Annotated in this window: 21 protein-coding genes; all 21 read right to left on the bottom strand. The window is 42.8% G+C overall.

Annotated elements, in window-relative coordinates; genetic code table 11:
- Positions 1–2: 2 nt before the first annotated feature.
- Positions 3–482, bottom strand: coding sequence for a V-type ATP synthase subunit K (locus J1C86_RS00505; protein ID WP_002898768.1), 480 nt, complete (start codon positions 480–482; stop codon positions 3–5).
- Between the two features lie 132 nt (positions 483–614).
- Positions 615–2,570 (bottom strand): V-type ATP synthase subunit I, encoded by a 1,956-nt coding sequence (locus tag J1C86_RS00500; protein WP_002914212.1) that lies wholly within the window; start codon positions 2,568–2,570, stop codon positions 615–617.
- Positions 2,560–2,883 carry a hypothetical protein gene (locus J1C86_RS00495; protein WP_125409096.1) on the bottom strand — a complete coding sequence of 108 codons (324 nt, stop codon included), beginning with the start codon at positions 2,881–2,883 and terminating at the stop codon, positions 2,560–2,562. The genes J1C86_RS00500 and J1C86_RS00495 overlap by 11 nt, the downstream gene beginning before the upstream one ends.
- Positions 2,884–3,033: 150 nt before the next feature.
- Positions 3,034–3,930: an ROK family protein gene (locus J1C86_RS00490; RefSeq protein ID WP_002901996.1), complete on the bottom strand. Its 897-nt coding sequence runs from the start codon at positions 3,928–3,930 to the stop codon at positions 3,034–3,036.
- The gene (locus J1C86_RS00485; protein ID WP_002901994.1) at positions 3,927–4,769 is read right to left on the bottom strand and encodes a MurR/RpiR family transcriptional regulator; all 843 of its coding nucleotides are present in this window, start codon (positions 4,767–4,769) and stop codon (positions 3,927–3,929) included. Before J1C86_RS00485 ends, J1C86_RS00490 begins: the two co-directional genes overlap by 4 nt.
- A 169-nt stretch (positions 4,770–4,938) precedes the next feature.
- Positions 4,939–5,391 (bottom strand): YhcH/YjgK/YiaL family protein, encoded by a 453-nt coding sequence (locus J1C86_RS00480; RefSeq protein WP_002901992.1) that lies wholly within the window; start codon positions 5,389–5,391, stop codon positions 4,939–4,941.
- Positions 5,391–6,929, bottom strand: coding sequence for a sodium:solute symporter (locus J1C86_RS00475; protein ID WP_002901990.1), 1,539 nt, complete (start codon positions 6,927–6,929; stop codon positions 5,391–5,393). Before J1C86_RS00475 ends, J1C86_RS00480 begins: the two co-directional genes overlap by 1 nt.
- An 84-nt stretch (positions 6,930–7,013) precedes the next feature.
- On the bottom strand, positions 7,014–7,931 hold the full coding sequence (locus J1C86_RS00470) for a dihydrodipicolinate synthase family protein (protein WP_002901989.1): 918 nt from the start codon (positions 7,929–7,931) through the stop codon (positions 7,014–7,016).
- 14 nt (positions 7,932–7,945) lie between these two features.
- On the bottom strand, positions 7,946–8,647 hold the full coding sequence (locus J1C86_RS00465) for an N-acetylmannosamine-6-phosphate 2-epimerase (protein WP_125409098.1): 702 nt from the start codon (positions 8,645–8,647) through the stop codon (positions 7,946–7,948).
- 323 nt (positions 8,648–8,970) lie between these two features.
- A complete protein-coding gene (locus J1C86_RS00460; protein WP_023916874.1) occupies positions 8,971–9,078 on the bottom strand; it encodes an acetylxylan esterase in 108 nt (35 codons plus the stop codon).
- 116 nt (positions 9,079–9,194) lie between these two features.
- The gene (locus tag J1C86_RS00455) at positions 9,195–9,875 is read right to left on the bottom strand and encodes a DUF6796 family protein (RefSeq protein WP_002901985.1); all 681 of its coding nucleotides are present in this window, start codon (positions 9,873–9,875) and stop codon (positions 9,195–9,197) included.
- Positions 9,876–9,956: 81 nt separating this feature from the next.
- Entirely contained in the window at positions 9,957–10,130 is a 174-nt protein-coding gene (locus J1C86_RS00450; protein ID WP_125409100.1) for a shikimate dehydrogenase, read from the bottom strand.
- A gap of 187 nt (positions 10,131–10,317) precedes the next feature.
- On the bottom strand, positions 10,318–12,972 hold the full coding sequence (adhE, locus tag J1C86_RS00445) for a bifunctional acetaldehyde-CoA/alcohol dehydrogenase (protein ID WP_125409102.1): 2,655 nt from the start codon (positions 12,970–12,972) through the stop codon (positions 10,318–10,320).
- Positions 12,973–13,328: 356 nt separating this feature from the next.
- Positions 13,329–13,952: a hypothetical protein gene (locus J1C86_RS00440; protein ID WP_427150806.1), complete on the bottom strand. Its 624-nt coding sequence runs from the start codon at positions 13,950–13,952 to the stop codon at positions 13,329–13,331.
- Positions 13,949–14,578, bottom strand: a complete 630-nt coding sequence (locus J1C86_RS00435; RefSeq protein WP_125409271.1) for a hypothetical protein — start codon at positions 14,576–14,578, stop codon at positions 13,949–13,951. Before J1C86_RS00435 ends, J1C86_RS00440 begins: the two co-directional genes overlap by 4 nt.
- Positions 14,575–15,192, bottom strand: a complete 618-nt coding sequence (locus J1C86_RS00430) for a hypothetical protein (protein WP_002898789.1) — start codon at positions 15,190–15,192, stop codon at positions 14,575–14,577. Before J1C86_RS00430 ends, J1C86_RS00435 begins: the two co-directional genes overlap by 4 nt.
- Complete coding sequence (locus tag J1C86_RS00425) at positions 15,189–15,818, bottom strand: hypothetical protein (RefSeq protein ID WP_125409269.1); 630 nt, start codon at positions 15,816–15,818, stop codon at positions 15,189–15,191. Before J1C86_RS00425 ends, J1C86_RS00430 begins: the two co-directional genes overlap by 4 nt.
- 159 nt (positions 15,819–15,977) lie before the next feature.
- Positions 15,978–16,505 carry a hypothetical protein gene (locus J1C86_RS00420; RefSeq protein WP_125409267.1) on the bottom strand — a complete coding sequence of 176 codons (528 nt, stop codon included), beginning with the start codon at positions 16,503–16,505 and terminating at the stop codon, positions 15,978–15,980.
- 252 nt (positions 16,506–16,757) lie between these two features.
- A complete protein-coding gene (locus tag J1C86_RS00415) occupies positions 16,758–18,563 on the bottom strand; it encodes an acyltransferase family protein (protein ID WP_427150829.1) in 1,806 nt (601 codons plus the stop codon).
- Positions 18,553–18,978 carry an MORN repeat-containing protein gene (locus tag J1C86_RS00410; protein WP_185757515.1) on the bottom strand — a complete coding sequence of 142 codons (426 nt, stop codon included), beginning with the start codon at positions 18,976–18,978 and terminating at the stop codon, positions 18,553–18,555. The genes J1C86_RS00415 and J1C86_RS00410 overlap by 11 nt, the downstream gene beginning before the upstream one ends.
- Positions 18,971–19,393 carry a low molecular weight protein-tyrosine-phosphatase gene (locus J1C86_RS00405; RefSeq protein WP_125409263.1) on the bottom strand — a complete coding sequence of 141 codons (423 nt, stop codon included), beginning with the start codon at positions 19,391–19,393 and terminating at the stop codon, positions 18,971–18,973. The genes J1C86_RS00410 and J1C86_RS00405 overlap by 8 nt, the downstream gene beginning before the upstream one ends.
- Between the last annotated feature and the right edge of the window lie 101 nt (positions 19,394–19,494).

Genomic DNA, 19,494 nt, shown 5'->3' with positions numbered 1-19,494 from the left:
CCTTACTTCACATTCAGAACCATGATGAAGGAAACAACGAAGGCCAAGATAGCGTAGGTTTCAACCATGGCCGCTAGGATAACCCCTTTCATGACCTCTTCTGGACGCTTGGCCAAAATCTGAATACCAGCTGTCGCCACTCGTCCTTGATGCTTGGCTGAAAAGTAACCAACAATCGCAACTGGCAAAGCAGCTAGGAAATAAGCCACGCCTGACTGCAGAGCCAATTCTGGCTTGATATTAAAGAAGACGGTAATCCCGATAACAAAGCCGTAGAGACCTTGGGTACCTGGCAAAAGCTGAAGAATCAGAGCTTGAGCGAATTTTTCCGGCTGCTCTTTCAAGAGGGCTGCTGCTGCCTGACCAGTGCTTCCAACCCCCAGAGCTGAGCCCATTCCGCTGAGAAAGACTGCCAAAGCTACTCCCAGACCTGCAAAAAAGGCGCCACCGTAAGTTCCAAAATATGATGCTAAATGTTCCATGATTTACTCCTATGAAAATGCTGTAATTGTCGTAAAACCAACAGCTAGTTGAATGAATATTGCTTGTTTTGATGTTGTAGAAAGTGTATTTCTAAAGATGAGCTTCTCATCTCTTACCATAGTTCCTAATCTTTATTTCTTGCTTTGCTGAACGTATTTCTCACTAGGCTTGAGCGGAGTGAAAGGCTTGCCGCCACCGTCGTAGAATTTCCCGAAGAATTCCACAAAAATCAAACGCGCTCCGTGTACATAACCGGACAGAAAAGATAGAAACATATTGACCAAATGCAGGGCAATAAAGAGCAGAATGCCAATGCTAAAGCGAGCGACAGGTGGAAAGAGGCTGACAATCAAGTTAAAAGCCGAGCCAATGCTGGCTCCCGAAAGCCCCAGAGCCATCAGCCGCGTAAAGCTGACAAGGTCTCCTACATAGCCGCTGACATTGTAAAGATTAAAGAGACCTGACCCCAATCCTGCCAAGCTTTTAGCACTGACAATGGATACTGCCAGTATGCCCAGAGCATTGATGATGGCCAGCCACTGACCAATCGTTGCAGCAAAGGCCAAGGATGGGAAGAAATTTCCCAGGGCCAAGAGTAGCAGCCCCAGCAAAATCAGCACCCAAGCAAAGCCCGCATTATAAGCTTCTGCATAATCCTTGAGGCGGATATTTTTCAGACCGCTGAGGAAAAGGCCCGCCAGCACTGTAACAAAGCCAAAGACAACAGAAATAACCAGAATCGTCATGGCGTCTGAGCTGGTGCTAATCAGAGCAAAGGGCAGTTCAAATCCAAAGAAAGAGCCATAAACCAGTCCCCAGATGATGACTGCCACACCCAGCAGGCGGAAGAATCGCAGATTCTTAGCCAATCCCGGCTTGACATGCAAGAAGTGCAGCGCCAGGCTGGTGCCCACAAAGAGCAAAAGGCCGTAGCCAATGTCGGCAACCATCATGCCAAAGAATACAAAATAAAATAGAGAAACGACGGGGGTTGGATCCTTATCACCATACTTAGGTAGGGAATACATCTCCGTCACTAGCTCGAAGGGCTCCACCAAGGCATTGTTTTTAAGCTTGGTCGGAACCTTATCTTCCTCGTCCTCTCGGATTTCTCTGGTCTGGATGAGAATGCTCTGGCCAAACTGCTCTGTCAAGCAAGCCTCAAGAGCTTGAACTTGATTACTTTCGATCCAGCCTTCCAAGGCTGCTAGATTTTGCGTGCTGGCTAACTGATTCTTACTTTCTTGACGAGAGGAGAGATTGCAGAGATAGTCCAGCTGAACCTTGAGCTGATCCAACTCGTTCTTAGAAGCTGCCAGACTCTTAGTCATAGCATCTGCCACCGCCTCCTGTTGTCGAATATTGGCCTTGAGCTGGGCTACCCGCTCAACAGGCAGTTCCGCGTGGTCATACTCAAAAGGCTTAAAGCCATACTCTTTCAAGATTTTGCGAACTTCTTCCAGAGAGCCTGTCTTATAAAAGACAAGAACCCCATGCTCCGTATCATCGGTAAAGACTTCCTGAAACTTCAGGTCGGGATGTGATCCCAGAGTCAGGCGCAGAGCATCGTCGTCTGTATTGGGAATCGTCCCAATCAAAGCTCCCAGATGACTGAAAGTCGCAGCTGCTTGCGGTGTTAGCTCCAGTGGCTCCCACTTCTCCAGCGCAGCCACTTCCAAGCGGTCAGCTTCTATCTGACCCTTGGCCTCTTGCAAGACCTTGAGCTGTTTGCTGATTCCTTCTAACAGCGCCACCTCATCTCGGGCCTTCCCTGCCTGCTCTAAAGCAGCAAAGGACAACTCCAAAGGTTCTTCTTTTAAGGCTTCCAGCAGTTTCTTTTTGGACATAAAAGGCTCCAGCTCTGCAATCAGTCTCTCGAGCTTTTCCTGACGACTGAGCAAATCCTGCTGAGATAACTGCTGATCCGGCTGGCCGACTAAAGCCTGCTCAAAGGCTGCCTGCCAGTCCTCTTCCTGCCGCAAGTCATGAATCTGAACCGACTCTAAACCCTGTAGGTAAAAGAGAAGCTGATCCAGCAGTTCCTTGGGCAGAAGCAGAGACAACTGCCGCATTTGACTAATGGCCATAGGCTTCTACCACCTTCTCTACAATGGCTCGCGCCAAGTCTGCTTTTTTGTCTGTCAGCGCAGCCTCAACCTTATCCTCATTCTGCTGAGTTGTCTGCTCCAAGTCTTGCTGCAGGAGCACCAACTTTTGCTGGGAAGTCGCGGTTAATTCCTCTGCCAGCTTCTGCGTTTCATCGTCATAAGTCAGACCTAGCTGCCTGAGATCTTCATCTACGCGCTGTCGTAGCTCCTGAGCCTGCGTCCTGTAGCCCATCAAAACTTCTTCTGCAGCAGTTTCAATTTCCTGCATTTTTTCAAGTGTTTCATTGGCCATCTATTCACCCCCTCGTTTTCAAAAACCTTCGAAAACGGATTTTAAAATCTGCATTCCTAACTGACTGTCCAACCATCTGGCAAGTTATCTTCAAGAATACAGCTTCGTACTTGCATAAATTATATCATATTCTTTCTGAAAACATCTTTTTCAAACAGATTTTTTCTCCTGATTCAGAAAATGTTGAACAGCGCCTAATCGTCCGGCTTCATTCCCTAGGGCTGCTGCCACCAACTCTCTAGGCAAAAAGCGCGGATCTACTACTTGCTGCTTCATCAGACTTTCAAGACGTGGCAGAATAAGCTCAGAACGAGCTAATATGCCGCCGCCGACAATCAACACCTCTGGATTTAGAATATAGGATAGCGTTAAGAGACCTTTAGCTAGGCGACCTAAGAAAATATCAAGTGTTTCCTGCGCCAGCTTATCTCCTTGGTCTACTGCCGCAAAAAAACTACGCCCAGTATGGCCTTGTTCACCTGTCTTTTGGCTGTATAATGCTAACAAGGCAGTTGTTGAGGCCTGGGATTGCCAGTCCTGTCCATCTTCCATGGGCAGATAGCCTACCTCACCAGCGGTATAGGTGGATCCATTGACAATTTTTCCATCATAGATAATGCCACCGCCAATGCCTGTACCGACAGTAATCATAACCGCAGAAGCATGACCTTTGGCAGCACCTAGCCAAGCCTCACCCAGAGCAGCACAATTAACATCATTTTCAATCGCAATCGGCAAACCAAATTCTTTTAAAACCCGACTACGGAAATCTGTCCCAATATAACCTGGAATGGTATAGCCTGCGTAACTGATTTTCCCAGCCTGGCTGTCAACTACACCAGCAGATGAAATCGCTACTCCATCTAGCTCAAACTTCTCCTTATAAAATGCTATTAGCTGGCAAACCTGCTCTAAAATCTGATTCGTTTTCTTTTCAAAATCGATCTCAGTAGTAACTTCTCGAAACTCATTTAGACTACGTCCATCAGACCGATAGAGATCTGCTTTAATCGTTGTCCCACCGATATCTATTCCTACAATATTCACGATTCATGCTCCTTCTCTTCTTGATTTTCTTCTAAAGCTGAAAGTGTATTTGTAAAGATTTGGCTGCGATAATCTCGGTCTAAATCTATATAATAGGCATAGAAAATGTCCATCACAACTAAAACCGGAAACTGAGGAGAGATATTATTGCCCTGTGCCAAGTGCTTCTTGACAGCTACTAGGACCAGTTCATCACACTGCTGCCTCAAGTCGTCGCTGTTATTGGAAGTTACCAGCACAGTCTTGGCTCCGACTTTTTTGGCATTCTGAATAGCCTGCGTGATAATTTTAGTCTCGCCAGATATGGAAATGCCAATAACCAGACAGTCCGGATCCAGCATGACTCTATTCACCCGAATCATATGGTCGTCCGTAATGGCCTTACAAACCATTCCCAACCGCATGAAGCGAAACTCCATTTCCCGAGCCACTAAGCCTGAACTCCCCTGCCCGTAGATATAGACTCGACCAGCATTGTTGAGCATATCCCCCACGCGCAGGAACTGTTCTTCGTCAATCAAGGAAAAAGTCTTATTGAGCAATTCGCCATAATCAGACAAGACATTTCTCGTCAAATCCCTACTGACATTTTTACTTTCTGAGCTGGATTCCTGAAATTCAAAGATAAACTGCCGGTAGCCTGAAAAGCCACATTTTTTGGCGAAGCGAGTCAGAGAAGGCACAGAGACATAGAGCTTCTGAGACACCGCCTGAGCCGATAGATCAGCTGTCAGTGCCTCATCAGACAGAAAATAATCTGCAATCTTCTTTTCCAGGTGTGTCAGACTACCATATACAGACTCAATCACTGGCAAAATGTTTTTTTCCAAAGAAACCATCAGACATTTTCCTCCTGCAACTATTTTCTTTATTCTACCACTTTCTCAAAAGTAATTCCAACCCTTCCTTGCTAGAATTCTCCAGCAGAAAATAAAGTTCAAAACTGACTAAAAAAGCTGGGGCAGCATGTTAAGAACAATCCGTCTTTCTCATCCCGCCCGCAGCCTTTTATACAATTTTTACTTTAAAGACAACCTTACGGATGGGGCCGGCTTCTTCAGCTATCAGTCCAGTCTTATGGGCGTCATTAGGATCCAGCAAGAGCAGGCTGCCAGGAGTGAATATCAGGTCAAACAAAGCTTGGCCGGACATCTGCTGCCAGTCTCCTTCCGCATCATAATCCCCTTCTTCCATATTGGACAAAAAGTTATAGTGGATGCGCTCCCTTCCTTCAAAAATCAGATGCACATCGTAAAATTCCCTATGACTTTCCCAGACCCGATCCTCATCGGTCGTGGTCGTCATTTCAATGACATTGTAAAAGAAATCATCAGACACAGGGTGATTGCCCTTTTCATCTTGGCTGACATCATGTGTCCTTAAAAATTCTAAGACTTTTTTTAAGGCAGGTTGCTGAATGTCTCTCTCAACAGCTGCTCCTTTATATTGAACTAGTTCCATTAGTGCCGTACCTCCCAGGATTTATCTGCATGAATACTTGCAATATCGTAAACTGTTGTATTCTCTGGCGCAGCCTTGCCGCCAGTTAAGACGGAAACAACATAGCCTACAATCAAGGAAACAACAATTGAAATCAAGGAATAAGCCCAGATACTAACGGCTTCTGCTGGCAGAGCGTACTTGATGACTAGCAGGACAATACTAGAAGCAATCATAGCTGCATAAGCTCCCTTGAGGTTGGCACGCTTGGTGAAGATTCCCAGAATAAAGATTCCTCCCAAGACACCTAGTACCAAGCCCATAAAGCCATTAAACCAAACATAAGCCGATGTAATACCTGTATGAGCCATCACGATTGAAACTACTGTGGAGAAGACTCCTACACCTAGAGAAACATATTGGGCGATTTTAGTCCGTTTCTTGTCGTCCAGATTGCTAGATACAACATCTTGAATATCCAAAGTCCAAGAAGTCGCTACAGAATTAAGACCTGTAGAAATAGTAGACTGAGCTGCTGCATAAATTGCCGCAATCAGAACACCGGTCACTCCAACTGGAAGACCATAGGCGATAAAGTAAGTGAAGATCTGGTCTTGAGGAATAGAGCTGCCCTCACTGCCTGGATGCTGTACTTGATAATAGACGTATAAACCTGTACCAATCAGATAAAAGACAGAAGCGATAAAGATTGACAAAACTCCATTCGTAAACATCATTTTATTGAGTTTCTTCACATTCTGAGTTGTCGTAAAGCGCTGAACGATATCTTGCGAAGATACATAAGAGGACAGGGTATTGATACCAGATCCCAAGATAATTAGGAAAATAGAATCTTTCAGCAAGTTAGGATTGAAAATAGTTTCTTTCCCTGAGATAAATTTACCACTGGCCAGCTCACTAGCAATATCGCCAAAGCCACCCTTGAGATTAGCAATCAGGAAGAAAAGCCCTACAACTGTACCAATCAAGAGTACTGAACCTTGGATAAAGTCTGTCCACAGAACTGACTTGACTCCACCGGTATAGGAGTAAACAATGGCAATCGCACCCATCGCGATAATCAGGATATTGACATCAATCTTCGTCAAAGTAGCCAGGGCCACTGAAGGTAGATACATAATGATGGACATGCGGCCGATTTGATAGATGATGAAGAAGACAGCTGACAAAGCTCGCAAGGCCTTAGAGCCAAAACGTTTTTGCAGGTAGTCATAGGCTGTATCAATATCTAGACGTGCATAAATCGGCAAGAAGAAACGAATAGCCACTGGAATGGCAAAAATCATACCCAACTGGGCAAACCAGAGAAGCCAAGTCCCTGCATAAGAGTTCCCCGCCAGTGTCATAAAGGAAATCGGACTTAGCAATGTAGCAAAAATGGAAACAGATGTTACATACCAAGGCACCGTTCCATCACCTTTAAAGAACTCTTTACCCTGCATCTCCTTTTTCGAGAAGAGCAAACCTGCTACCAGAACAACTAGTAAATACACAATCAGAATAATCATATCGATTGTGGTAAAACCAACATTTCCCATAGAATTTCTCCATTATTATTCATCGTCAAAGCCTAGGACGGGCAGGTTTAGCCTGCCCTAAACTCTGGTGTTACACTCTTTGTATTACAAGAAGTCTTCTCTTACCTGCTTAATCATAGCAGCTGCTTCTTTGGCAATCGCATAGTCTCCCTCAGATAGAGGCTCTAACGGTGCTCGAACAGAGCCAATATCTAAGTCCTCATTGAGACGAAGAATTTCTTTCATAACAGCATAGAGATTTGCGCGACCGCTGACCATCTTGTAAATCACACTATTAATCGCATGCTGCAGTTCTTTAGCACGATCCAGATCTTTGTCAATGATGAGCTGGTTGAGCTTGAGGAAGAGATCTGGCATCACAGCATAGGTTCCGCCAATTCCGGCCTTAGCACCAATAACTCGACCGCTGATAAACTGTTCATCTGGACCATTAAAGACAATATGATCTTCCCCACCTTCTGCGACAAAGATTTGAATATCTTGAGTCGGCATAGAAGAGTTTTTAACCCCAATAACTCGTGGATTTTTACGCATTTCTGCATAGAGTGCTGGTGTCAGAGTCGTTCCAGACAGCTGCGGAATATTGTAGATGACAAAGTCAGTATTCGGAGCCGCTGCACTCATATCGTTCCAGTACTTAGCGATAGAATAGTCCGGCAAACGGAAGTAAATAGGAGGAATAGCAGCGATAGCATCAACACCCAAACTTTCAGCATGCTTAGCCAGTTCCACACTGTCCTTAGTGTTGTTGCAAGCCACATGAGCGATAACTGTCAGTTTGCCCTTAGCCACTTCCATGACATTTTCCAAAATTAATTTCCGGTCTGCTACACTGAGGTAAATACACTCACCAGAAGAACCATTAACATAGACACCCTTAACTCCCTTATCAATAAAGTACTGAGTCAAAGCACGAACACGTTCTGAGCTTACTTCTCCTGCTTCATCATAACAAGCATAAAAAGCCGGAATGACACCTTCATATTTTTCTAATTTTGACATATTCTTCCTCTTTTCTATTCTTTTGTTGCGTCTGCAAACTTCCTTGTAATCAGCTGCGGCCGTGTAATGGCAGATCCTACTACCACACTAAAGGCTCCCAGCTCTAGAACTCTTTTCACCTTTTCAGGACTATCAATATTCCCCTCAGCAATCAGAGGGTGCTGAATCTCAGCTAAAGCTTTTTGGATGATTTCAAAGTCATTGGCTTCAATCTTATCTCCTTCGCTCTGACTAGTATAGCCCACCAAGGTTGTTCCGATAAAATCAAATCCCATTCGATCAGCTTCCAGCATCTCGTCAAGAGTTGAACAATCAGCCATCAAAAGCTGCTGAGGATATTTTTCTTTCACTTTCTGGAAAAATGCTTTTAAACTCTCTCCTTGAGGTCTGCTGGAATTTGTCGCATCTAAAGCGATAATCTCCGGATGGGCTTCCATCAGCTCATCCACTTCCGCTATAGTTGGTGTAATAAAAGCTTGGGCATCTGGATAATCTCTCTTGATAATCCCAATTACTGGCAAATCCACCGCTTCTTTAATAGCCTTGATGTCTATAACCGAGTTAGCCCGAATTCCGCTAGCACCTCCTTCTTTGGCCGCCACTGCCATACGAGCCATGATAAAGTCGCTATGTAATGGTTCGTTTGGTAGAGCCTGACACGACACAATTAACTTATGTCTCAACTCTTCCATTTGATTCCTATCCTCCTTACTCATTTATTGTAAGCCTTTACATTTATTATCTTAACATTTATTGCAATTAGTTTCAATATGGTTTTACTTTTAGAAAGTACTTTCTTTTTAAGTATTACTTTTTATCTCAGTTTGAAACTTATACAGACGAATATAGCTAAAGTATTTATTTTTTTCGTGGCTGTTCCAACATTTTTCTACAACTAAAAAGAACTAGGCAAATGCCTAGTCCCAGGGGGAAGCAGTTTTGTAGACTTCAGTCTTAAAGGAATAAAAGTTAACAAACACTATGCTCAACCAGCTTATTTGAAAGCCCATATTTGAAATTTAAATCAGCAGAGTGCCAATTAGCAAGCCTCCGCCACTTGTTTATTCCAAAAGGTATCAAAATCGTCGGGCATTTCATCTCTTCCGCGATAATGTAAACATTCTTTAAGTAAAGTAGGGTTTTTCATGTCTTATCCTCCCAACGATTCTTGAAACCTCTTTCATCATACCACAGAAATAGAAATTTTTCAATAGGTTAACATATAGATTTTCTGTTTTTTCTGAAATTTAACCGATTCACTGCCTAAGAACCTATATGAAGCAGGAGCAGTAAATAGAACAAACTAAATCCTATATTTAGGCCAGCTCCGTTAAGGTAGGGACGTCCGATTCTCAGCTTTTCTACTAGTAAGATAGTTAACAGACTGAGCGGTAAAGGGGTCAGCAGCCCCAGATAAGCAGGCAATATTGTCTGACCGGCAACTATTAGCAGTGAGTAAATGAGCCAACCTAGACCTGTCAGAGCGATAGCTGTCCGCCAGGTTATATCTAGAAAGAGCACTGCTTCATTGATAAGCTCGCTGTCTTCGTCTGAGCAGACCTGTCCGTTGCTTCGTTTATAAGCCTTTTTGCTGATGATCCCAACGTAGTAAAAAGCCACATGTGCCACTGGCGATAGGGCAAATCCAATTCCTAACAAGGCTATTGACAGGTAGGCCCACAAGCCCTTATTTGTCAAACCAAAGAGAGCATAAAGCGAGACTAACATAAGAGGAATTGAGAAGTTAGCCACCAGAGCACCCAGACGCAGCCGATTGACAGAACCAGACAGCATCAGCATAGCCAGATTCTTATTGCCAATCCGACTCTGCTCCGTAAAGTAGGCATAACTTTCCTTATCTACCTCAAAGCCAACCAGCAGAATATCCCCCAATAACCAGCAAAGACCACTCAACAGCCCAGCCCATAAAGATAAAAAAATCACATTACTCTCCTTTTTTCATTGTCCTCTTATCTTAGCACAAAAGCTCACTTAATCACAAGTAATCAGAAGGTTTACGTCTTTTTACCCCAGCAAGCTCCTTTCGTTAAGAGACCTAGAGCTCACGTCGCTACGCTCCTCAGCATCCATGTCTCTAAGCTTGGCTTCGACCAATGGTCTTGCCTTGCTAAATGTTTCTTCAAGGTATACAGCTTTTGTCCTAAAGGGCAAAACTGCATCTACTGCTCTATAACTCAACTTTGTCCTACGGACACGTTTCGTTAAGACACATAGCGCTCACGTCGCTCCGCTCCTCAGCATCAATGTCTCTAAGCTTGGCTTCGACCAATGGTCTTGCCTCGCTAAGACACATAGAAAAATCCCCCACCAAAGGGTAGGGGATGACCGACAGACTGTCTTATTTTTTATTGAGGAAGCTGCTCGCTTATTTGCGGCGTCCTGGGCGTTCCTTGTAGCCATAGTATGCGTCTTCGATGATTTCCTGCATGTGGTCAACCATTGGAAGGCGTGGGTTGGCTGGAGAGCATTGATCTTCATAAGCAAGGAAGGCCAATTCGCGTGAATGTTCTTTCCATTCTTTTTCGTCAATACCTTGAGCCTTGAAGTTCATTTCGATACCGACACGTTCTCCCAGTTCATAAACAGCTTTTGCGTAAGATTCCACACCTTCTTCTGGAGTAGAAGCTGGCAAGCCAAGCATGCGAGCAATGTCTTGGTATTTCTCATCCGCACGGTAGTAGTTGTACTTAGGCCATGTCGCTGTCTTAGCTGGACGTGTACCGTTGTAGCGGATTACATATGGCAGCAAGATCGCATTGGTACGACCGTGGATCGTATGGAACTGAGCACCAATCTTATGGGCCATAGAGTGGGAAATTCCCAGGAAGGCATTGGCAAAGGCCATACCAGCGATAGTAGAGGCATTGTGCATCTTTTCGCGAGAGTGGAAGTCAGCATTCTTAACAGAGCTTTCCAGATTTTCAAAGACTAGTTTGATAGCTTGGAGAGCCAAACCATCCGTAAAGTCACTGGCCATCTGAGATACATAAGCTTCTGTTGCGTGCGTCAGCACGTCCATACCAGTGTCTGCTGCGACAAATCCTGGAACAGTCAGTACCAGAGCTGGGTCTACGATAGCCACAGTTGGAGTCAGAGAGTAATCAGCGATTGGGTACTTACGGTTATTAGCCTTGTCAGAGATAACGGCAAATGGTGTCACTTCTGAACCTGTACCAGATGTTGTAGGGATTGCGATAAACTTAGTCTTCTTACCAAGCAATGGGAATTTGAAGGCACGTTTACGGATATCCATGAATTTTTGCACAAGGTCACGGAAGTCCACTTCTGGTTGCTCATAGAAGAGCCACATGACTTTAGCTGCGTCCATTGGTGAACCACCACCAAGTGCGATAATTGTATCAGGTTTGAAGGTACGCATAATCTCTGTACCACGTTCAACTGTTGTGATATCTGGATCTGGCTCTACGTCTGCAAAGATTTGGTAAACAACCTTATTACGACGAAGATCGAGTTGTTCGATGATACGATCTAGGAAACCAAGCTCTACCATAGCATGGTCTGTTACGATCATGACACGTTCCACATCACGACATTTTTGCAAGTATTGGATAGAGTCACGCTCGAAGTAAGTTTTTGAAGGGAGTTTCATCCATTGCATATTATTTCTACGTCTTCCTACTTTTTTGATGTTCAAGAGATTCACAGCACTAACGTTATCACCAACTGAGTTGCGACCATAAGATCCGCAGCCAAGAGTCAGTGATGGCAGGAAGGCATTATAAACATCCCCGATACCGCCGAAAGTAGAAGGTGAGTTGCAAATAACACGGATAGCACGAACAGCCTTACCAAATTCCTTAGTCAATTCTTCGTCCGCTGTATGGATAGCAGCTGAGTGACCAAGACCATGGAATTCCACCATTTGACGGGCCTTTTCAACACCGTCTTCACGGGATTCAGACTTGAGCACAGCAATGACAGGTGACAATTTTTCACGTGTCAATGGCTCTTTTTCACCAACTTCTTTACACTCTGCAGCCAAGATATTCGTATCTTCTGGCACGCTGAAACCTGCTTGCTCTGCAATCCAAGTAGCTGGCTTACCAACGATATCCGGATTTAGCTTAGCACCAGCACAGTTCTTGCTGTTTGCTTTAGCGCCGAAGCAGAATTCTTCCAACAGAGCTTTTTCTTTCTTATTTACAAAGTAAGTATGATAAGATTTGAACTCTTCTACAAATTCATCATAAACTTCCTTGTCAATGATAACAGCTTGCTCAGAGGCGCAGACCATACCATTATCAAAGGACTTAGACATAACGATATCATGCGCTGCTTGACGGATATTAGCGGATTTTTCCACATAAGCTGGTACGTTTCCGGCACCAACCCCCAGAGCTGGCTTACCACATGAGTAAGCTGCCTTCACCATTGCATTACCACCTGTCGCAAGGATAGTCGCAATCCCTTCGTGGTTCATAAGCGCAGAAGTTGCTTCCATAGATGGCGCTGTAATCCACTGCACACAGTTTTCAGGCGCACCTGCTGCAACCGCAGCATCACGAACGATTTGTGCTGCATGAGCAGATGATTCTTGAGCAGATGGGTGGAAAGCAAAGATAATCGGATTACGTGTTTTTAAGGAAATCAAAGCCTTAAAAATAGCTGTTGAAGTTGGGTTAGTTGTTGGAGTAATTCCGCAGACAACACCCACTGGCTCCGCAATCAAGGTCAAACCAGTCACATCATCTTCCTGAATAACACCGACAGTTTTCGTGTGGCGCATATTATTCACAACGTGCTCACAGGCAAATAAGTTTTTAGTCGCCTTATCTTCAAAAACTCCGCGACCCGTTTCTTCATAAGCATGCAGAGCCAACTCACCATGGGAATCCAAAGCTGCTACAGAGGCCTTGGCTACGATGTAGTCCACCTGTTCCTGATTCAGCTTTCTCATTTCCTCGAGTGCAACCAGACCTTTTTGCACCAATTCGTCGACATGCTTTTGCGCTGCCAAAGCCTTGTCTTCTTGTTCTACCGTTTTCTTCTTTTCAGCCATTCTATTCCTCCAATGGTTTTGTCTTAGGTTAGACGAAGAACCCTAACCTTTGTTAAACATTTCACAATTCAATTATAACCCATTTAATGATTTTTGTAAACACTTTCACTTAACATTCACAAACTTTTCTCTATTAATTTGTGAAATACATAACAAATTCGCTTATTTTACAGCCTATTCTTTTAGTTATTGTGAAAAAATTTTTTACATTTTAAAGATTTCACATACTTTTACTTTCACATAATATATGAAAGCGCTTTCTTGTTTTGGATATAAAAAGCTCAGATGGACCGAGCTAATCTTTACTTTATAAACATCAAAAAGATGAACCTTAATTTCTATTTTTAATGATAATCTCAATCATCATCACAAACTCGTTCACCATGGATTTTGATATATTCTTCGCGTTTTCTATCCAACTCTTCCCAGATGGGATCGTCAATAGCATCAATCATCTGAATTTCTTCCAAACTCATCTCATTTGCTTCCTCAAAGGTTAGAGATAAGATATCTTCGTGTTTTTCCTTGAATTCATCGATTGTTATCCATGTTTTCTTGTCATCTTCGCTAATTTGTCCATTAAAGATTGTGGCAATCTCAATGGCCATGATATAGAACGCTCTTTTATCAAGAGTGAGCAGTTCAAGGTGGGTAGAGATCAAACGTAAACAGTCTCCATTTTCGCGAAAATCTGTTACATAAGCATGCTCAAATTCCAAATTTAGGTCTTCATCAATTTGTGAATAAAAACGGTATTTTATCCCTTCTTGTATCGGAATATGCAACCAACGTTCGTCATAATCCTGTTTATCTAGTTTTAGATGAATGGCTATATCATTCCTATCTCTGATTTGACGAAAACCAGAATAGGAGAGAGGGATGCTTTCTCCTTGATAATTTTCAAACCACATTTTTTTCGCTAGTTCTAAATAATCAAACGGAATTTCTTTGGTGTAATCGCCTTTGATATATAGTCTCACTCGTCTTCCTCTTCGTCTAACTCCACTTCTCCATGGATTTTGATGTATTCTTCATTCCTGCGGTCGTCTTCTTCCCAAACTGGATCTCGAACATCATCCATAAACGGAATTTCTTCAAGGCTCATCTCATTAGCCTGTTCATAACTCATCGAAAGGATATCTTCATGCCGTTTTTTAAATTCCTCCACACTTAACCAGCTCTCTTTATCATCTTCGCTAATCTGACCATCAATAGCAGTCGCAATTTCAATCGCCATAATATAGAAGGCACGTTTATCAACAGTTAGAAGATCAAGGTGGGTAGAAGCTAAACGTAGACAGTCTCCTTTTTCTCGATAGTCTGTTGCTGGATTATCTTCAAAATCTAATTCAAGGTTTTCATATACATGACTTCCAAATTTGTTGGTAATCCCTTCTTTCAACCGAACATTACTCCATCTATTATCATGTATCCACTTATTTAATTTTAAGTGAATAGTTGGGTCTGTTTTAAATGGGCGAGTATTTCCAAAATAAGAAAAATCTACTCGCTTACCATCTTTAGTATCAAACCACATTCTCTTCGCTAGTTCTAAATAATCAAACGGAATTTCTTTGGTGTAATCACCTTTAATATAAATTCTCACTCATCTTCCTCATCGTCGTCCAACTCTACCTCTCCATGAATTCGGATATACTCCTCGCGCTTCCTATCCAATTCTTCCCAGAGTGGCTCGTCAATGGCTTTCATAACCTTTATCTCTTCTAAACTAATATCGACTGCTTCGTCGTAGGTCAAATTCAGCAGGTCTGCATGTTTCGTTTTAAATTCTTCAATACTCAGCCATGTTTCTTTGTCGTCTTCGCTGATTTGACCGTCAATGGCAGATGCTACTTCAATCGCCATGATATATAGAGCTCGCTTATCAACCGTTAGAATATCCTTATGAGTCGTGATTATTCGAAGATAGTCTCCTTTTTCTCGCCCATCACTTTCATAGGAATCTTCACAATCCAATATTAGATACTCATATTTAAATGAACTCCATGGATTATCTCCTATTTTAAAATCAGTCATTCCCCAACGCTCATCATTTGAAGAAAATTTATCCAAACTAACACTAAAATAGAAGTCATCATCACGTGCATAAGAAAAACCAACTTTCACTCCCTTACGTTCCTTGAACCACATTTTCCAAGGATATTCCATACAGTTTTGGTAAATACTAGTTTCGTAGTTGCCTTTAAGATATAGTCTCACTCATCTTCCTCATCGTCATAAACACGTTCACCGTGGATTTTGATATATTCTTCTCGAAGCCTTTCCTCCTCTTCCCATAGAGGATCTCTTACCGGTACCATTGTCTTTAATTCTTCCAAACTGATTTCAACAGCTTCATCATAAGTCAGTGAAAGAGCATCCTTGTGATATTCCTTAAATTCTTCTACACTTAGCCAACTTTGCTTGCCGTCTTCGCTAATCTGACCATCAATGGCAGATGCTACTTCAATAGCCATAACGTATAAAGCGCGCTTGTCAACCATTAAAATATCTACATGAGTTGAGGCAATTCGAAGAAACTCCCCTTTTTCGCGGTCGTCGGAAATAAAGGCATGTTCAAATTCAAGTTCAATATCTTCATATTGCAAGGACAACCAAGGATTGCTCGGAATTATAAAAGGAGCCTTATCCCATCTTTCATCAACTGAAGCCCATTTGCGCAACTCTGCTCCGAAATAAAAATCATCTTGCAGCATCTCATCATCACCAACGTTGGAGTAACTTATTTTCTTGCCATTCCGTTCTTTAAACCACATCTTCCAAACTAGTTCTCTAGTAGTAAATGTTATTTTTTTAGCATAATCACCTTTGATGTATAGTCGCATATTGTCCACCTAGTTCCCGTAATAAATTCGATAACCCTTAAAAATCCTATTAATTATCTCTTCCTTTGTACTTGTACCAAGCTTCTTTAGTCGGCTATTAGTACCACTGCTTGGCTCCCAATCTACACGTAGGTTCACTTTTCGAGTTCCTACTCGACTTCATCTATCCACCACTCGGGCTTCAAATTGAGCGGGTTTATCGTCAATATTAGTGATAGTGATATTATACGGTTTACTTTTAGTAACATCAAAGATTTTTTTATTAGTATAATTAACTACAATTCCATCTTTCTCCAGGTGAATATTTTTTTGATTATTAGATAGTTTTTTAGCATTCGTTTCACCATTTTCATAAATAGATTGAGAGATATACTGTTCCTTAACATAATAGTAAATTCTAGAATTTTTTTCGCTCCAAACTTCAATACCTGTTAATTTGATTTTTTTATCATCGTTCTTTTTTAAAATCAACTCAGAACTATATTCCAGTTGGTCTGCATTAGGATGCGCTCTCAGCTCTATGCTTTGACCAGGCTGCAAAGTGTATTTACCGTAATTCAAAACTGCTTGAACATACCATATAAGAAACAAACTATATAATAACGCAATAATAATCCGTGATTTACTATTTTTAAAATAACGGAAAAGTAACACTAGAGAAGTAATAAAAACTATTGAAGTTATCATTCTTTATTCTCCTTCTTGTATGCATCAATTCCATCCTGAATCATAGCAGCGTCTCCTTCATTGTCCCCATAATGACCTTGCAATAAACTCAAGTCATATTTAATATCTGCACCCACTATGAAATATTTATCAACATCAAGATAATCCTTGCACTTCCAGTTTGAATCCCCATCGAATCTCTGTTAGTAGCATTAGATAAGGCTGTGTTTTCTTTTGGTTTCTATAAAAGCTCGGACGAACCGAGCTGATTATTTATGGTTTCACATTGCCAGAATTTGCTTCATCTATGGCTTGCTTAATGGTATTGGCATAGAGAGTCCCTCCCTCAATCATAGACTCTGAGTTTGAGCCAAAGTGGACATAGTCTGTCCCTTCCCAAATCTGCGGATTTTCGATAGCAGTTTGATGCCAGTCAGCCACAAAGACATAGTCGTACTTTTTGGCTAATTCCAGCTCATACTCCCGCTGCTGAGCTAAAACACCGCCCTCTGAGCGACCGTCATAAGGAGTCACGAGGATCAGTTGATGACCCTTAGGCAGGCTAGAAACATATTCATCCAAAAGCTCATTCGAGTAACCGGACGAATTGGTTCCAAGAGCCAGGACAACCTGCTTCTTCAGCACCCTATTAGCAATATCTGTCTTATAGACCTCCAAGCCTGTACTCAGACTGCGGCTAACGACAGTGTCTAGCTCGATTCCTGGTAAGATCTGCTGCAATTGATCGCTTGAGCGCAGGGCAACCGAGTCACCAATCATAGTAATCCCGTCAGCCACATTGTACTCAGTCGCCTTGGACTGATCAACCTGACTGCGAGTTGTCTGCATCTTAGTATCTGCTTGATTCAGAGCGTTGACAATCAAACTTTCCTCAAAAGCTCCTACCTTTGGTGCTGTCACCGAGATAAAGAACATGATCAAAGTCAGCGGAATCATGCTGTAAAAGATTGGTCTGGTAAGAGACGATAGGTCCATCTTGGTTCCCATGATAACTGGCTGACGACCAGCCAGAGTTGGCTCCAAGATATAGAAAGACAAGGCTGCAAAGGTAAGAGACAGTAGCGTGGTCAAGAGAACCGCCAAGCCATTACTCATCAGCTGGGTAAAGATAATATAGAATGGCCAGTGGAAGAGATAAACACCATAGCTAGTATCCGCGATAAAGTTGATAAGGCTAGGTTCCTTCACATCAGGGAGCTTGTCATGCAACATCCTAGCAGCCAAAATCATCAGACAGGCCAAAATAGTCGAAATCAAGAATCCTACCAGGTAGGTCCAAAGGTTATCAAACTTGAGCAGGAAGCTGAGCAAAAGCAAAATAGCTGCGCTGCCCCCCATGATTCCAAGCACTTGCTTGAGAGCCAGCTTTTCCTCCAGCATCTTAAAGCGGCTGCTGACATGGCCAACGCCAGATAAGGTTGCTAGGATGCTTCCTGCAAAGAAAGGAAAGACGTGGGTCAAACTTGAGAAATAAATATCAGAGAAATTCTTAGTGGTCAAAGCGCCAGCAAACATTGATACAAAGCTTAGCAAAAAGAGACCTGCAGAGACTAGCGCAATCATACCGCGATAGCGGGCCGTTGACTTGGCAACCTTGCCCAGGCCCCAAGCAGCCAATCCCCAAAGAACATAATAGTGCACTTCTAGAGCCAGACTCCAAGTATGGATCAGGATGTGCGGCACAAACTGACTCTCATAATTGCCGCCTGAGAGCATTTCATAAAAGTTGGTCACAAAGCCCAAAGCAGCCGCAATCTGCGTCCCAATCCCAGCCACAAAATCCTTACGGATTAAGAAAGTAAAGGGCATAACGACCAAAATCATAAAGACCAGAGGGGGTACAATCCGATAAAAACGCCGTTTGAAAAAGCCTTGGATATCGATTTCTTTCTTCTTGGCAAACTCGTCAATAAGCAGAGCGGTAATCAAGAAGCCAGAAAAGGTAAAGAAGATATCCACGCCAATAAAACCGCCAGGGAAAACGCCCTGGAAGTAATGATAAAGCAGAACTAGAAGCAGCCCCGTGATTCTGACGAGCGAAAACCAGTTAATGCGCATTTTGATAAATTCCTTGTTTAAACGTTCCTTCATAAACGACATTGCCTTCTGTCGTTAGCTTTCCTTGTCCATCGGCCTGACCCTTGCTGAAGTCCCCTTCATATTTCCAGCCAGCCTGAGAGGTAAAGGTCCCTTTGCCGTCAAAGATGCCATTGCGAAATTGACCGCTATAACTGTCGCCGTTTTGAAAAGTCATAGTCCCCTGACCGTTCATCTTCCCGCGAACCAAGGTTCCTTCATACTTGATTTTCCCCTGATCCAGCGTTAAAACGCCCTTACCAGAAATCCCCGAAGTAAAGACCAGAATAGCTGACAGCACAATGACCGTTACAGCCAAGAGTTCTAAATTCTGCCGGGTCAGATAGACCTTGTATTTATCGTAAAATTCTTTTACTTTATCCATATTCCTATCCATCCAAACGCTCTAGCCACTTTTTGCAGCCAGCCAAGACCAAATCATAGGTTTGGTCAAAATCTCCTGTGTACCAAGGATCTGGTACACTTTCTTCTTCAAACTGATAAATTTTATGCTGAAAATCCTCAGGCGCCATCCGCTTCAAATCTCGGACATTGCTTTCATCCATACCAATCACATAGTCAAAATCCGCAAAATCCGCTGTCGAAATCTGCTGAGAAGTCTTGTTCCTATCATAAGAAATGGCATATTTCTTAAAAATAGCCTGTGTCCCCTGATGAATAGGATTGCCGTGCTCCCAGCTTGAGGTTGCCCGGCTCTCGATTTTCAGATGGTCTGTTAAACTCTTCATGACGAATTCTGCCATCGGACTGCGGCAGATATTGCTCAAACATACAAATACAATTTTCTTCATAGAATACCTCGCTATCTATTATAACAAAATAATGGCAAAAACTAGCTCTGAATCGTTTACAGTTTCCTGATTCTCGTTGAAAACTGGCAAGCCCTGCCCCT

Origin of the sequence: Streptococcus sanguinis (assembly GCF_050220005.1) — a bacterium.
Classification (GTDB): Bacteria; Bacillota; Bacilli; order Lactobacillales; family Streptococcaceae; genus Streptococcus; species Streptococcus sanguinis_Z.
The sequence above is the reverse complement of the archived record's forward strand: the minus strand, read 5'-3'. Positions and strand labels throughout refer to the sequence as shown.